Below are 14,406 nucleotides of genomic sequence, written 5' to 3'. Positions count from 1 at the left end.
GGGGTTCACGCCTGCGGAGGCTGCCCGGCGATTCGCGTTCTTCGCCTCCTGAACGTCACCGGGGACACCAGTCGCTGCTGGGCTGCGGCGGGCCACGGTGGCCGCATCCGGGCTGGACTCCGCGCCTGTGGATTCACCCATGGCCGTGGCTCAGTCCTCCCGCGCCTCACCTTCCCGCTTCTGGTCGAGATCCATGAGCGCGGCTCCCAGCCGGTGTACCCCCTGCGTCAGCTCCGCGTGGTCGGCTGCTGCGGCGAACCCGATGCGCAGGTGAGCCGCCGGTGGCTCTGTGGCGAAGTAGCGGCTGCCGGCGCTCACGGCGACGCCACGCTGCCGGGCGGTGCTCGTGAGTACGGTGTCGTCCACGCCGGGCGGCAGACGTACCCACAGGTGCAGTCCTCCGCTCGGCAGCCCGGACAGGGCCGCACCCGGGAGCTCCCGGGTGACCGCGGCGGCCAGTACGGCGCACCGCTCGCGCAGCGCCGTACCGAGAGAGCGGACGTGCCGGTCCCAGGACGGGGAGCTGAGCACTTCCAGCGCGGCCTCCTGGAGCGGACGCGTGACGAAGAAGTCGTCGACGAGGCGCACCGCCCGCATGCGCTCCATGACCGGTCCGCGGGCCACGAGTGCCCCGATCCGCAGGCTCGGGGCTGCGGGCTTGGTGAGTGAGGTGATGTGGACGACCGTGCCGTCGCGGTCATCGGCGACCAGCGGCCGCGGCACGGCGCCGCCGTGCCCCAGGTGCCGTGCGAAGTCGTCCTCGATCACGAACGCGCCCGAGGCTCGTGCCACATCGAGGATCTGACGGCGCCGTTCGGGCGCCAGTACCGTGCCGGTCGGGTTCTGGAAGGTCGGCTGGCAGTACAGCAGCCGTGCGCCGGTCATCGCGAACGCGTCGGCCAGCAGGTCGGGCCGCAACCCGTCGGCGTCGAGCGGGACCGGCACCGGCCGCAGCCCCGCGGCGCGGGCGGCGGTCAGCGCGCGGGGATAGGTGGGCGACTCCACCAGGACCGGGCTGCCGGGTCCGGCGATGGCCCGGAACGCGATCGACAGCGCGCTCTGTCCGCCGGCGGTGACCAGGACGTCCTGCGGTGCCACGCTGCCGCCGACGATGCGGGCGAACACGGTACGCAGCGCCGTCAGACCGCCGACCGGTGCGCGGTCCCAGGCATCCGGGCGCCGTGCCGCGCGCGCCAGCGCCGCGCTCAGGGCCCGGGTGGGCTGGAGCGAGCGGTGCACGTAGCCACCGTCCATGGTGATCGTCCCGGCCGGCGGCGGTCCGAGCGGATCGACGATCAGGTGCGTGTCGACGGCGCGGTCCGTAAGGGCGACCGTCTGCCAGTCGGTGCCGGTGCCCTCGTCGGGAAGCCGGGTGCGCTGCGCCACGTACGTCCCGCTGCCTGGACGGGTCACCACCGCACCCTCGGCGGCCAGTGCGGCGATGGCCCGCGCCACGGTCGCGGGGCCGACCCGGTACTCCTTGATCAGCTCGCGGCTGCTCGGCAGCCGGTCGCCGGGCGAGAGCCGAGAGAGCAGTGCCCGAAGCCTGTCGACCAACTCGCCAGAAGTGCTACCGTCATTCATGAGAGAAGAGAATAGCGCTATCGGTCCTGGGCGGGAAGCACTTCAGCTGGACGTCGCCGCGCTGCGGGCCGACACCCCGGGGTGCCGGAAGGTCATCCACTTCAACAACGCGGGCTGCGGACTGCCGGCCTCCTCCGTACTCGACGCGATGGTCGGCCATCTGAACCTCGAAGCACGGATCGGCGGTTACGAGGCGTCGGCCGCCCGCGCCACCGAAGTGCGCAGCTTCTACACGGAGATTGCCGCCCTCATCAACACCACGCCCGACAACATCGCCTTCGCGGGCAGCGCCACCCATGCCTACGCCAACGCCCTGTCCTCGATCCCCTTCGAGGCCGACGACGTCATCCTCACCACCCGTGACGACTTCGTCTCCAACCAGATCGCCTTCCTGTCCCTGCGCAAGCGATTCGGCGTACGCATCGTCCACGCTCCCAACGGCCCCGACGGGGGCGTCGACGTGGAGGCGATGGCCGCGCTGATGCGGACCCACCGCCCGCGCCTGGTGTCCGCCACCCATGTCCCCACCAACTCGGGACTGGTCTCGCCGATCGCCGAGATCGGCCGTCACTGCCGGGAGCTGGACCTGCTCTACCTGGTGGACGCCTGCCAGTCGGTGGGCCAGTTCGTCATCGACGTGGAAGAGATCGGCTGCGACCTCCTCACCGCCACCTGCCGCAAATTCCTCCGCGGCCCGCGCGGCTCCGGATTCCTGTACGTCTCCGACCGCGTCCTGCGGGCGGGCTACGAACCGCTGTTCATCGACATGCACGGTGCCCGCTGGACCGGGCCGGGCGCGTACGAGCCCGCCCCGACGGCAGCCCGGTTCGAGGAATGGGAGTTCCCCTATGCCACGGTGCTCGGCAGCGCCGCCGCGACGCGCTACGCCCGCGAGGTCGGCATCGAGGCGATCGAGCAGCGCACACCCGCGCTCGCGGCCCGGCTGCGCGACCGGCTCGAGACCGTCCCGGGAGTGCGGGTGCTCGACCGCGGTCCGCGGCTGGCCGCGCTCGTCACCTTCGCGGTGGAGGGCTGGCAGCCGCAGCCGTTCAAGGCGGCCATGGACGACCGGAGTATCAACTCGGCGCTCAGCTTCCGCGAGTTCGCGCAGTTCGACTTCGGGGACAAGGGCATCGAATGGTGTCTGCGCCTGTCGCCGCACTACTACAACACCGAGGAGGAGGTGGACCACGTCGTCGGCACGGTCGCCGACCTCGTCCGTCAGGCACCCGGCCGCCGGCGGGGACGGCGCCGGTGACCGCCCTGCAGGAGCACACCGCGGAGGTGGCCGTGAAAAGCCTCTGGCGCAACGGCGACTTCCTCAAGTTCTGGCTCGGCGAGACGCTGTCGCTGCTGGGCACCCAGGTCACGAACCTCGCCCTGCCGCTGACCGCGATCACCGCCTTCGACGCCACCGACGAACAGGTCGGGGTCCTGCGGTTCCTGCAGCTCGTCCCGTACCTCGGGCTCGCCCTGATCTTCGGTGTGTGGGTGGACCGCGCCCGGCGGCGGCGGATCATGCTCGGCGCCAACCTCGTCCGGATGGCTCTGCTGGCCCTCGTGCCCGTCCTGTACTGGACGGACGCGCTCGGCATGGTCTCGCTGCTGGTGATCGCCTGTGCCGTCGGCGTCGCCTCGGTGCTGTTCGACGTGAGCTGGATGTCCTACGTGCCGACCCTGGTGCGCGATCCCGAACACTACGTCGAGGCCGGCGCCAAGATGGGGGTGAGTTCATCGGCGGCCGATGTGGCGGGACCTGGGCTCGCCGGTGTCCTGGTCGGTGCCCTGACCGCGCCCGTAGCGCTGATCGCGGACGCGTTCTCCTATCTGGCGTCCGTGGTTTCGTTGTTGCTCATCCGCACCCCTGAGCCGCGGCCCGAGCCCGCGAGCGTACGACGCCGCGTGCTGACCGAACTCCGGGACGGTCTGCGGTGGGTGCTGAAGAATCCGGTCCTGCGGTCGCTCGCGCTCATCGGGTTCTGCTGCAACTTCTCGATGGTCACCGTGTGGACCATGTTCCTGCTCTACGGGACACGCGACCTGGACCTCGGATCGACGGCCCTCGGTGGTGTCTTCGCGACCGCTTCGGTGGGCGGTCTGATCGGCGCGGGAGTCTCCCGCAGGGTGATCCGGCGCTTCCGGCTCGGGCCGGTCTACCTCGTCGCGCAGTCGGCCCTCCTGCTCGGCCCCCTGTTGATCGTCCTGGCGTCCGGCCCTCGGCCGGTGATGGTGGGGATGTTCGTCCTGTCCTTCTTCACCAGCTACCTCGGGCTCGGTGTCGCCGGCGTCGTCATCGTCAGCCTGCGTCAGGCCAGTACCCCACAGTCGATGATGGGCCGGATGACGGCGGTCTTCCGCACCCTGCTGTTCGGCGGCGGCGCCCTCGGGGGCCTGTCCGCGGGCCTGCTGTCCGGCCGGCTCGGTGCCCACGGCGCGTTGACCGCTGCGGCGATCGGATCAGCCGTGGTGCTGATCGCGCTCGTCATGTCTCCCGTGAGCCGACTCGCCCGTCTGCCGACGGCTCCGGCGGACGAGCAGGCCGCCGGCTGAGAGGGGTGACGTGGGACGGGACCTGAGGGCGGGCGTCAGGCCGACTCCGGTCTCTGGAGAACGACGAAGGCCCAGGTTGCCGACCTGGGCCTTCCTGTCTTGAGCGGATGACGGGAATCGAAGGCGCGCCACAGGCTCGGGATCGGTGCCGCTCCGGGCCCTGATGTGATGCATGACCTGCGGAAACGGTTGGCGGAGTCGGTCGCGTGCCCTGTCCGTACCAGTGCCGACCGCTGTTCAGCGCTCCGATGGGCACGGACAGGGCACGCCCTCCTCGCTCACGACATGCGGGTGAAGGACCGACGGTAGGAACGGGGCGGCACGCCCCGGCGCCGTACGAACTGTTCGCGCAGCACCGCCGCGCTTCCGTAGCCGACCAAGCGGGCGATCTCCTCGACCGGGAGGTCCGTGGTCTCGAGGAGTTCCTCTGCGCGGCTGAGTCGCAGGCCGAGCAGCCAGGCGTGCGGGGTGGTGCCGGTGGAGGCGGCGAAGCGCCGGGCGAAGGAGCGACGGCTCATGAGGGCGCGGCGGGCCAGTTCCGCCACCGGAAGCGGCTCGTGGAGGTGCTCCCGGGCCCAGGCGAGCACTTCCGCGAGCCGTTCGTCCTGACAGTCCTCGGGGGCCGGGGTGGCCAGGTACTGGGCCTGCCCGCCATCGCGGTGGGACGGAAGGACCAGGTCCCGGGCGATGTCGTTGGCCGTGGCGGCGCCGTACTCGCGTCGCAGGAGGTGCAGGCACAGGTCGAATCCGGCAGCGGCTCCCGCGCCCGTGGCGATCCGGCCTTCGTCGATGTACAGCGCGTCGGGTTCGACGGTGATGCCCGGGTGGCGGTCGGCCAGCAGACCGGCGAATCGCCAGTGGGTGGTGGCGCGCCGCCCGTCGAGCAGCCCGGCCGCGGCGAGCGCGAAAGCGCCGACGCAGTGTCCCGCGACCAGCGCGCCGCGCTCATGTGCGGCGGTCAGCGCATCGAGTACGGCCCGTCCAGGCGGCGTGCGGAAGTCCGCCCAGGGCAAGGCGATCACCAAGTCGGCCGCGGCCAGCCGGTCCAGACCGTGCTCGACCACGAGTGGCAGCCCGACATCGCTGCGGATCCTTCCCGGTCGGTCCGTGCACAGGGCGAAGTCGAAGCGGGGCATGCCCTGGCCGCGCGCGTCGAACACCTCGGAGACGATGCCCGCGCCCAGCATGCCGACACCGGGCGGGGCGTAGGCGGCGACGGTCACGAACGGCGGCATACGGGCAGTGTGGCACGAATCCTGCGATCAGTGGCAGCAGGGCCACTCGTGGGACAGCCGCCAGGCCCGAAGACTGGGGGCCATGACAGACGCACCGCTCGGCCGCAGCGCCGTGTACACGATCCTGACCACCGGCTACACCCTCTCCACCGGTCCCGGGGTCGCCGCCACCGTCTCCTACGTCCGTGACGGGGGACGCCATGTGATCATCGACCCCGGCATGGTGGCCGGCCGGGACCGGATCCTCGGCCCGCTCGCCGAGTTGGGGCTCGGTCCCGATGACATCACCGACGTGGTACTCAGCCACCATCATCCGGACAACACCATGAACGTCGGTCTCTTCGGGCAGGCCCGTGTCCATGACCACAAGGCGATCTACCAGAACGACCAGTGGACCGACCGCGACGCCGAGGGCCACGAACTCGGCCCGTCGCTGCGGCTGATCCGTACGCCGGGACACAGCCTCGAGGACATCACCCTGCTGGCAGGCACGGATTCGGGTGTCGTCGCCTTCGTGGGCGACCTGTGGTGGCGGCCCAACGGGCCGGTGGTCGACCCGGTGGCCCCGGATCACGAGACACTGCGGGAGTCCCGGCTGCGGGTGCTCGCCACCGCGGACCTGATCGTGCCCGGTCACGGTCCTGCGTTCCCGGCCGACGACACCGCCCCGCGCTAGCCGCCCCGCGTCCCGCGGAGCACCGGCCACCTGGGGTGCACGCCCGCCGGGAACGCCGTCGGGCGAGCGCCGGCACCCGGCTGCGCCCGGCCGTCGCGGAGGGCGTCAGCCGGCCGTCAGCATCAGGCCGATGCCCGCCACCATCAGCACCGCCGCCGCGATCCGCGGGCCACCGAAGCGTTCCTTGAAGAACAGCGCGCCGATCGCCGCTCCCGCGATGATCGACGACTCGCGCAGCGCCGCGATGGGCGCGAGCGGCGCACGCGTCTGGGCCCAGAGCACCAGTCCGTACGCGGTGACCGCCATCGCCGCGCCCAGCAGCCCGCGCCCCGCGTACGGCCGTAGTTGCGGCCACAGCGCGGCCCGGCGGACGTATATCGCGTAGAGGACCAGGGGTATGCCCTCCAGGATCATCAGCCAGGCGATGTAGCCGGCCGCCGTACCGGCCTGCCGCACGCCCATCCCGTCGATCACGGTGTACGCGGAGATCGACAGGCCCGTCGCGAGCGCCGCCATCACCGCCGGCCAGTGCGGCCGCGCGGCCACCCCCGCCCGGCGGCCCAGCGGCACGACGCCCCACACCGCCAGGCCGACGAGCCCGGCCGAGGCGACCACCACGCCCGCCATCTGCCCGCCGCTGACGCGTTCGCCGACGAACAGGGCGGCAGCGGCGGTCACCACCAGCGGGGCCGTGCCGCGGGCGATCGGATACACCTGGCCGAAGTCCCCGAGGCTGAACGACCGCAGCAGCAGCGCGTGGTAGCCGACGTGCAGTACCGCCGACGCGATCAGATACGGCCAGGCGCCGGCGGCCGGGACCGGCACGAACGGCGCCATCAGCCCACCGATGACCGACGCGCCCCCGACGATCAGGGTGAAGACGACCAGCCGGTCCTTGATCCGGTGCGCGAGCGCGTTCCAGCCGGCGTGGGTCAACGCCGCGGCGAGGACCGCCCCGGTGACCAGAGGGGTCACGCGGTGCGCTCGCGGACATCCACCAGAGTGCCGCCCGCGTGTGCGATCAGGGACTTCGGGTCGAGCGGGAAGACCGTGTGCGGGGTTCCCGCCGCCGCCCACACCACTTCGTGGTCGAGCAGCCCGCGGTCGGCCAGTACCCGCGTGCGGGTGCGGTGGCCGAACGGCGGGACGCCGCCGATCGCATAGCCCGTCGTCCCCCGTACCTGGTCGGCATCGGCGCGCTTCACGGACTCGGCGCCGAGTTCCTGCCGTACCCGCTCCACGTCCACCCGCGACGAGCCGTCCATCAGCACGAGCACCGGCGCCCCGTCCGCGGTGAAGATCAGCGACTTGACGATCTCGCTGACCTCGCAGCCGATGGCCTCCGCGGCCTGAGCGGCGGTACGGGTCGCGTCCGGGAAGCGGCGCACCGGGACGTCGAGACCGAGCTCGCGCAGGGCCTCCGCGAAAAGAAGGTGGGCGCCGGTGGCTTCGTCGTGAGTGCTCATGGCCCGCACGCTAGCGGTAGCTGTACGGGCCACGCGAAGGTTTTCGCCCGGTGGCTCAGCGCGCGTTCAGCACACGGGCGACGGTGCTGCCCGCCGAGTCGCCGCCGTGTCCGCCGGCCTGGACGACCGCCGCGGCGGCCAGGTCGTCGGCGTAGCCGGTGAACCAGCTGTTGGAGTCGCCCTGGCCGTCGACCTCCGCGGAGCCGGTCTTCGCGCCCTTGTCGCCGCCGACGGACGCCATGGCCGCCGTCGCCGTTCCGGAGCCCACGGTCGCCGCGCGCATCATCTGCCGCAGGGACGCCGCCATCGAGGCCGGCAGCCGCTGCGCGGTCGCCAGTTCACGGTCGTCCAGGCTCTGCGGGACGATGACCGGCTGCTTGAAGCCGCCGTTCTTCACAGTCGCTGCGAGGGAGGCGACATTGAGGGCGTTCATCTGGATCTGGCCCTGGCCGATGTACGAGGCGGCGGTCTCCGAACCCGTCGACTCCGGGACCTTTCCGTCGACGGTGACCACGCCGGCCTTCCAGTTGAGGCCGATGCCGAAGTACTTGGCGGCGGTCTCGCCGAGCGCCGTGCCGGCAGCGGCGCCCAGCGGCTTCACCGGCTTGATGAAGGTGGTGTTGCAGGAGCGGGCGAAGGCCTGCTGGAACGTCGCGCCCGGGATCGAGAAGTCCTCGAGGTTGTGGAACTCCCGCTCCCAGGTGACCGTCGACGGGCACTCGACCGGCGAGTTCGGCCCGTTCACCAGGCCCTTGTCCAGCATCATCGCGGCCGTCACGATCTTCATCGTCGAACCGGGCGCCTGCGCTCCCTGGAACGCCGTGTTGAAGCCCTCCGCGGGGGCGTTGGCCACCGCCTTGATCTCGCCCGTGCTGGGCTGGACCGCGACGACGGACGCCTTGGCGTAGTCCGCCACGGCCTTCTCGGCCGCCGCCTGCACCCCGGCGTCCAGCGTGGTGCGCAGGGTGCCGGCCTTTCCCTCGGTCAGCGTCAGCAGGCTGCGATCGGGCACGTTCGCGTCGGTGGAGGTGATCGCCAGCTCTACGCCCGGCGTGCCGCCGACCTTGTCCCCGTACTCCTTGCGCAGCGCGTCGAGGACCGGACCGAGCGAGGGGAACTTCGCCTCACTGAGCTCGACACCGTTGTCGTCGAGCGCCTTGATCGGCGGGGCCGACGCCTCCGCCGTCACCAGCGAGGCGCCCGCGGTGAGTTCGGGATGGACGACGGACGGCTGCCAGTCGACCAGCGCCCTGCCCGTGGTGAGCCCGCGCACCACGGTCAGCTTCGAGGCGTACGACCAGGGCTTGCTCTTCCCCTCGTGCGTCACCGTAGCCTCCACGGTGAACGGCACCGTCGCGCCCGCCGCCCGGCCGGGCTTGATGACGGCCTTCGAGACGTGTGCCTGCTCCGTGAAACCCGTCAGCAGCGGCTCCGCCTCGCCCTGGTTGTTGGTCAGCTGCGCCGCCTCGGAGCCCTTGCCGGCGGCCCAGGCCGCGAGGAACTCCGTCGCGGTCTCATCGATCTCGTCCGCGCTCGGCGGGCCGCTCCGTCTCTCGCCCGACGCTGCCTTGGTGCTCGCGTCACCGCCCCCGCCGGATCCGGTCAGCCCGTTGTACAGGTTGTAGCCGCCGTAGCCCACGCCACTCGCGACCACCACGAACGCGCCGGCGATGATGCCGACCTTTGCTCCACTGCGCATGACCGCAGCCCCTCCCCAGAGTGTGCATGCTCTTGAACACGTTCAAGGGCATGAGTCGTTGGCACTCTACGTGACAGGAGGGACACAGGGGGCGGTAGTTATGGGAACGCGACGACCGCGATGTCAGCTGTCGGGCGGGTGGTCGCTCGTCCTGGGTTGGTCCTTGGTGCTTGGTCCGACCGGTCGGATCTTTCGGTGGGTCGCGCCGGGACGTTCGGGCGGCGGCAGAGCCGAGGCTATGAAGGTCACCGGACCATCCATGATCATCGACCTCAGGAGCCAAAGATGCGCCCCATCAGAGCAGCCTGTCTCGGCACGGCCACCGCGCTGGTCACGCTTCTCGCCTGCCTCCCTGTCGCGGCCGCCTCCGACACCGATTCCGCCCACGCCGAGGGCAAGGACCGGGTCATCACACTCATCGGCCGGCTCGCGGAGCAGTCGCGCTTCCCCGTCAACCCGGGCGGCGCCCCCGCCCAGGGCGATCGGACCGTCGTCCGCTCGATCCTCTTCGACCGGGCCGGCAACGAGGTCGGCGAGACCGCCGGCACGTGCACCACCACCCGGGTCGCGAACGGCGGAGCGGAGGTGTGCGTCGTCACTTACACCCTCCCGGGCGGCCAGCTCTCCGTGCAGGGGATGGTCTTCGGCCATCTCGTCCCGGGCCCTCCCCCTTCGTTCGACAACGGGATCACCGGCGGCACCGGAAAATACGACCGGGCTCGTGGCTCGGTCCACGCCGACACGATCGCTCCGGGCACGAGGCGCTTCACGATCAACCTCAAGTACTGACCGACCGCGCCTCCGCCGGGCGGGAAGGCCGGCCCGCCACGGCACGGCCTGCCGATTCGGTTGCTCCCGCTGACGCCGCCACCACCCGGCTCGATGTCGGACCACCACGAAGAGGGCGCGGCTTGCGGCCGCGCCCTTCGTGTTCCTGCCCGGCTACACCCAGGTGTCGAGCCACATGCGGTTGCGCCATTCGTCGACCGGGATCGGGGTGCCCGTGTAGATCGGCCAGAAGTAGATGAAGTTCCAGACGATCAAAAGGACCAGTACGCCCGCGCCGATAGCGCCGATCGCGCGGCGGCGTTCGTCGGAGCCGGCCGGGCCGAGGATGGCGCCGATCATCATCGCCACCGCGAGGCACAGGAACGGGACGAACACGACCGCGTAGAAGAGGAAGATCGTGCGCTCCTGGTACATCAGCCAGGGGGCCCACCCCGCGGCGAACGCGCACAGGATCGCGCCCGCGCGCCAGTCGCGGCGGAAGAGCCAGCGCCACAGGGCGTAGCAGATCGCGAAGCAGGCAGCCCACCACAGGAGCGGGGTGCCGAGGGCGAGGACCTCCGCGGCGCACTTGTCGACCGCGTCCTTCGGGCAGCCGTCGATGCCCGGCTTCGGGTCCTCGTAGTAGTACGAGACCGGGCGCCCGAGGACCAGCCAGCTCCATGGGTTGGACTCGTAGGTGTGGCCGGACGTCAGGCCGACGTGGAAGTCGTAGACCTGGGTCTCGTAGTGCCAGAAGCTGCGCCACCAGTCGGGGAAGAGCCAGCTCCAGGCGCTGTCCTTGCCCGCGCCGGTGGAGGCCCAGTTGCGGTGGTAGCCCTTGTCCGTGACCAGCCACCCGGTCCACGAGACCATGTAGGTCACCAGCGCCACCGGCACGACGGAGGCGAAGGCGGGCACGAGGTCCTTCTTCAGGACGGCGAGGTAGGGCTGGACCGCGCCGGCCGTGCGGCGCGAGCCCACGTCCCACAGCACGGTCATCAGGCCGAAGGCGGCCATGATGTACAGCCCGTTCCACTTGGTGCCGGCCGCCAGGCCCAGCATCACTCCGGCCGTCAGCCGCCACGGCCGCCACCCCAGGCGCAGGGTCTCCGCGACGCGGGCGTCCGGACGCAGCCTGCCGTCCTCTTCCTCCGGAAGCGCCGCCGCGAGCTTCTGTCGTGAGCGGTCGCGGTCGAGCACCAGCGCGCCGAACGCCGCCAGCACGAAGAACATCAGCACCAGGTCGAGCAGAGCCGTGCGGCTCATCACGAAGTGCAGGCCGTCCACGGCCAGCAGCAGGCCCGCGAGACAGCCGAGGAACGTCGATCGGAACAGCCTCCGGCCGATGCGGCAGAGCATCAGCACCGACAGGGTGCCCAGCACCGCGACCATGAAGCGCCAGCCGAAGGGTGAGAAGTCGATCATCTTCTCGCCGAGGCCGATGATCCATTTGCCGACCGGCGGGTGGACCACGTAACCGGGATCGGTGGGGATCGCGACGGCCGACGGATCGTTCAGGATCGACTTGTCGACGTTCTTGGGCCAGCTGCCCTCGTACCCCTGGTTGATCAGCGCCCAGGCGTCCTTGGCGTAGTACGTCTCGTCGAATATCACCGCATGGGGCTGCCCGAGGTTCCAGAACCGCAGCAGGCCCGCGACCAGGGCGACCAGCAGCGGTCCGCCCCACGCGGCGATGCGGAGCAGCGGTTCCACCGCCCGCGGCGGAATGCCGAAGACCGCCCACACCTGCCGGGACGGCCGGGTGAAAGGCGGCACCAGCCGGTCCCGTAGCCCGATCACTGGCCGGGGCGTGTAGCCGAATCGGCGCAGCCGGCTCTCCCAGCCGGGCGGCTGCTGTTCGGCGTCGTCCTTGCCCCGCAGGGGCTGTGGCGCGGTACTGGTCACCGCGCCATCGTAGGGAACACGGCTGTGCGATCGGTGCTCGGCAGTGCTGGGAGGATGGAGAGTGTGACTGGAACGCTGGTACTCGCAGGGACGCCCATCGGTGATGTCGCGGACGCGCCGCCCCGGCTCGCCGCCGAACTGGAGGGCGCCGACATCGTCGCCGCCGAGGACACCCGGCGGCTGCGCCGGCTGACCCAGGCCCTCGGTGTGCACACCCGGGGCAGGGTCGTCTCCTACTTCGAGGGCAACGAGGCGGCCCGTACACCGGAGCTCGTGGAGGCGCTGGCCGGCGGGGCACGGGTGCTGCTCGTCACCGACGCGGGCATGCCCTCCGTCTCCGACCCCGGATACCGGCTGGTCGCCGCCGCGGTGGAGAAGGACATCAAGGTCACCGCCGTACCGGGCCCGTCCGCCGTGCTGACCGCTCTCGCGCTGTCGGGGCTGCCGGTGGACCGCTTCTGCTTCGAGGGTTTCCTGCCCCGCAAGGCGGGTGAGCGGCTCGGCAGGCTCCGGGAGGTCCAGAGCGAGCGCCGCACGCTCGTCTACTTCGAGGCCCCGCACCGCCTCGACGACACGCTCGCCGCCATGGCGGAGGTCTTCGGAGAGAGCCGCAGGGCCGCCGTCTGCCGCGAGCTGACCAAGACGTACGAGGAAGTGAAGCGCGGCGGCCTCGGCGAGCTGGCTGCCTGGGCGGCGGAAGGCGTCCGCGGTGAGATCACCGTCGTCGTCGAGGGCGCGCCCGAGTCCGGGCCGAACGAGCTCGGCGCGGACGAACTGGTGCGCAGGGTCCAGGTGCGGGAGGAGGCGGGGGAGCGGCGCAAGGAGGCCATCGCGGCGGTCGCCGCGGAGGCGGGGCTTCCCAAGCGGGAGGTCTTCGACGCGGTCGTCGCGGCGAAGAACGCGGCTCGACCCGCGTAGGCGGGGGGCAAAGGTCTATCGTGAAAAGCAAAGCGCAGACCGTGTCCTGACCCCTTTTCTGTATGGAAAATCCCAAGACCGCTCAATCGATCGACAGCGCTGGTGCGCTCCCGCCGGAAAAGGCGTCCACTGGATTAGGTGGAGAGGAGCTGGCATGGGTGAGACCACAGGACCCGCGAAGGTGCATGAGGAGTATTCCTTCGCATGCATGCGCTGCGGGCACGGCTGGGAGCAGTCCTACGACATCGAGCACCATGTCGATCCGTCGGGCCAGGAATTCGTCGTCTACAAGTCGGACGGGCGGCGGGTCCCTTCGCCGCTGTCCAGCCCGACCTGTGTCAACTGCGGCGGTCACGTCGTACGGATCATGCGGGCGGGGCGGGTCTCCACGGTGCAGAACCTGATGGGCCTGACCGGGACCGGTTCCACCGCCACGAGCGCCGTGCCGCGGCTGTCCCCCTCGGGGCCGCTGCCGGGCGAGGAGGTGCCCGATCCGCGAGTGGACCGGCCCGGCGACCGACCCACGTCTTCCGCACCTCCGCCGTCCGGGGCGACGGCGGAGGAGGTCGTCACGGAAGGCGGGACGGGCGGGGAGGCCGCGCCCGAGGAGCACCACTGGCACCTCTCCGACCTGCTGCACCCCTTCCACCACCGCAAGTGAGCGACCGGGGGCGGATTCCGTAGGATCGCGCCCATGAGTTCGAAATCCGCACCGCCGCCGCTGCCCGAACCGCTCGGTGTCGCGGTCGCCGATTCGCACACCCACCTGGACATGCAGGAAGGCACCGTCGAGGAGGCCCTCGCCAGGGCGGCCGCGGTCGGTGTGACGACCGTCGTCCAGGTGGGCTGCGACATCAAGGGCTCCCAGTGGGCCGCGGAGACGGCCGCCGCGCACCGCGAGGTGCACGCCGCTGTCGCCCTGCACCCCAACGAGGCGCCGAGGATCGTGCTCGGGGACCCTGACGGCTGGTCGCGGCAGGGGGCACGGGACGCGGGCGGGTACGCGGCGCTCGACGACGCCCTCGGCGAGATCGACCGGCTGGCCGCCCTCGACGTGGTCAAGGCCGTCGGCGAGACGGGACTCGACCGCTTCCGCACCGGCCCCGAGGGAATGGCCGCGCAGGAAAGGTCGTTCCGGGCGCATATCGAGATCGCGAAACGGCACGGCAAGGCGCTCGTCATCCACGATCGCGACGCGCACGCGGATGTGCTGCGCATTCTGGCGGAGGAAGGTGCGCCGGAACGCACGATCTTCCACTGCTATTCGGGCGACGCGGAAATGGCCGAAGTCTGCGCGGCCGCCGGTTACTTCATGTCCTTCGCCGGCAATGTGACCTTCAAGAACGCGCAGCCGCTGCGTGACGCGCTCGCCGTCGCGCCCGCCGATCTCGTGCTGGTCGAGACGGACGCGCCGTTCCTCACTCCCGCGCCTTACCGCGGACGGCCCAACGCGCCGTATCTGATTCCGGTCACGCTGCGGGCCATGGCGCAGGTCAGGGGCACCGACGAGGACACGCTGGCGGCGGCGATCGCGGCCAATACCGCCCGGGCGTTCGGCTACTGAGCCGATCGGGGCGACCTCACCCGTCGCAACGCTGAGTGTTC

The 14,406-nt window shown here is 71.2% G+C and carries 13 protein-coding genes; 7 read left to right on the top strand and 6 right to left on the bottom strand.

Annotation, left to right across the window (positions count from 1 at the left end):
• Window positions 1-150 precede the first annotated feature (150 nt).
• On the bottom strand, window positions 151-1,584 hold the full coding sequence (locus MDN94_RS04740; RefSeq protein WP_482724710.1) for an aminotransferase-like domain-containing protein: 1,434 nt from the start codon (window positions 1,582-1,584) through the stop codon (window positions 151-153).
• On the opposite strand from MDN94_RS04740, the gene MDN94_RS04735 reads away from it, so the two are divergent.
• Both MDN94_RS04735 and MDN94_RS04730 read left to right on the top strand, forming a co-directional pair.
• On the top strand, window positions 1,583-2,842 hold the full coding sequence (locus tag MDN94_RS04735) for an aminotransferase class V-fold PLP-dependent enzyme (RefSeq protein ID WP_482724709.1): 1,260 nt from the start codon (window positions 1,583-1,585) through the stop codon (window positions 2,840-2,842). The two genes, MDN94_RS04740 and MDN94_RS04735, sit on opposite strands and share 2 nt — an antisense overlap.
• Window positions 2,839-4,134 carry an MFS transporter gene (locus MDN94_RS04730; protein ID WP_482724708.1) on the top strand — a complete coding sequence of 432 codons (1,296 nt, stop codon included), beginning with the start codon at window positions 2,839-2,841 and terminating at the stop codon, window positions 4,132-4,134. The genes MDN94_RS04735 and MDN94_RS04730 overlap by 4 nt, the downstream gene beginning before the upstream one ends.
• A gap of 278 nt (window positions 4,135-4,412) precedes the next feature.
• On the opposite strand, the gene MDN94_RS04725 is transcribed toward MDN94_RS04730, so the two are convergent.
• Complete coding sequence (locus MDN94_RS04725; RefSeq protein ID WP_482724707.1) at window positions 4,413-5,369, bottom strand: GlxA family transcriptional regulator; 957 nt, start codon at window positions 5,367-5,369, stop codon at window positions 4,413-4,415.
• An 82-nt stretch (window positions 5,370-5,451) separates the two neighbouring features.
• Between MDN94_RS04725 and MDN94_RS04720 the strand changes: the two genes are divergently transcribed.
• On the top strand, window positions 5,452-6,045 hold the full coding sequence (locus MDN94_RS04720; RefSeq protein ID WP_482724706.1) for an MBL fold metallo-hydrolase: 594 nt from the start codon (window positions 5,452-5,454) through the stop codon (window positions 6,043-6,045).
• A gap of 105 nt (window positions 6,046-6,150) precedes the next feature.
• On the opposite strand, the gene MDN94_RS04715 is transcribed toward MDN94_RS04720, so the two are convergent.
• Genes MDN94_RS04715 through MDN94_RS04705 form a run of 3 tightly spaced genes read right to left on the bottom strand, consistent with a single transcriptional unit; the run spans window position 6,151 to window position 9,210 of the window.
• On the bottom strand, window positions 6,151-7,020 hold the full coding sequence (locus tag MDN94_RS04715) for an EamA family transporter (protein WP_482724705.1): 870 nt from the start codon (window positions 7,018-7,020) through the stop codon (window positions 6,151-6,153).
• Entirely contained in the window at window positions 7,017-7,511 is a 495-nt protein-coding gene (locus tag MDN94_RS04710; RefSeq protein WP_482724704.1) for a YbaK/EbsC family protein, read from the bottom strand. Before MDN94_RS04710 ends, MDN94_RS04715 begins: the two co-directional genes overlap by 4 nt.
• 55 nt (window positions 7,512-7,566) lie before the next feature.
• Window positions 7,567-9,210, bottom strand: coding sequence for a penicillin-binding transpeptidase domain-containing protein (locus tag MDN94_RS04705; protein WP_482724703.1), 1,644 nt, complete (start codon window positions 9,208-9,210; stop codon window positions 7,567-7,569).
• A gap of 285 nt (window positions 9,211-9,495) precedes the next feature.
• Here MDN94_RS04705 and MDN94_RS04700 point away from each other — a divergent pair, with 285 nt between their 5' ends.
• Complete coding sequence (locus MDN94_RS04700) at window positions 9,496-9,999, top strand: allene oxide cyclase barrel-like domain-containing protein (RefSeq protein ID WP_482724702.1); 504 nt, start codon at window positions 9,496-9,498, stop codon at window positions 9,997-9,999.
• Between the two features lie 153 nt (window positions 10,000-10,152).
• Here MDN94_RS04700 and MDN94_RS04695 read toward each other — a convergent pair whose 3' ends face one another.
• Window positions 10,153-11,883, bottom strand: coding sequence for a dolichyl-phosphate-mannose--protein mannosyltransferase (locus MDN94_RS04695; RefSeq protein ID WP_482724701.1), 1,731 nt, complete (start codon window positions 11,881-11,883; stop codon window positions 10,153-10,155).
• 63 nt (window positions 11,884-11,946) lie between these two features.
• On the opposite strand from MDN94_RS04695, the gene rsmI reads away from it, so the two are divergent.
• From rsmI to MDN94_RS04680, 3 genes are all read left to right on the top strand, one after another.
• Window positions 11,947-12,801 carry a 16S rRNA (cytidine(1402)-2'-O)-methyltransferase gene (gene rsmI / locus MDN94_RS04690; RefSeq protein WP_482724700.1) on the top strand — a complete coding sequence of 285 codons (855 nt, stop codon included), beginning with the start codon at window positions 11,947-11,949 and terminating at the stop codon, window positions 12,799-12,801.
• 154 nt (window positions 12,802-12,955) lie between these two features.
• Complete coding sequence (locus MDN94_RS04685; RefSeq protein ID WP_482724699.1) at window positions 12,956-13,462, top strand: hypothetical protein; 507 nt, start codon at window positions 12,956-12,958, stop codon at window positions 13,460-13,462.
• A gap of 33 nt (window positions 13,463-13,495) precedes the next feature.
• Window positions 13,496-14,365 (top strand): TatD family hydrolase, encoded by an 870-nt coding sequence (locus MDN94_RS04680; protein WP_482724698.1) that lies wholly within the window; start codon window positions 13,496-13,498, stop codon window positions 14,363-14,365.
• The last annotated feature ends 41 nt before the right edge of the window (window positions 14,366-14,406 follow it).

Source organism: Streptomyces sp. WAC00040 (assembly GCF_056835925.1).
The sequence above is the reverse complement of the archived record's forward strand: the minus strand, read 5'-3'. Positions and strand labels throughout refer to the sequence as shown.

Coding starts and splice junctions, on each gene's coding strand:
- MDN94_RS04725 (WP_482724707.1), bottom strand. CDS start 5,369: ATGCCGCCGTTCGTGACCGTCGCCGCCTACGCCCCGCCCGGTGTCGGC.
- MDN94_RS04740 (WP_482724710.1), bottom strand. CDS start 1,584: ATGAATGACGGTAGCACTTCTGGCGAGTTGGTCGACAGGCTTCGGGCA.
- MDN94_RS04710 (WP_482724704.1), bottom strand. CDS start 7,511: ATGAGCACTCACGACGAAGCCACCGGCGCCCACCTTCTTTTCGCGGAG.
- MDN94_RS04735 (WP_482724709.1), top strand. CDS start 1,583: ATGAGAGAAGAGAATAGCGCTATCGGTCCTGGGCGGGAAGCACTTCAG.
- MDN94_RS04680 (WP_482724698.1), top strand. CDS start 13,496: ATGAGTTCGAAATCCGCACCGCCGCCGCTGCCCGAACCGCTCGGTGTC.
- MDN94_RS04685 (WP_482724699.1), top strand. CDS start 12,956: ATGGGTGAGACCACAGGACCCGCGAAGGTGCATGAGGAGTATTCCTTC.
- MDN94_RS04720 (WP_482724706.1), top strand. CDS start 5,452: ATGACAGACGCACCGCTCGGCCGCAGCGCCGTGTACACGATCCTGACC.
- MDN94_RS04700 (WP_482724702.1), top strand. CDS start 9,496: ATGCGCCCCATCAGAGCAGCCTGTCTCGGCACGGCCACCGCGCTGGTC.
- MDN94_RS04705 (WP_482724703.1), bottom strand. CDS start 9,210: ATGCGCAGTGGAGCAAAGGTCGGCATCATCGCCGGCGCGTTCGTGGTG.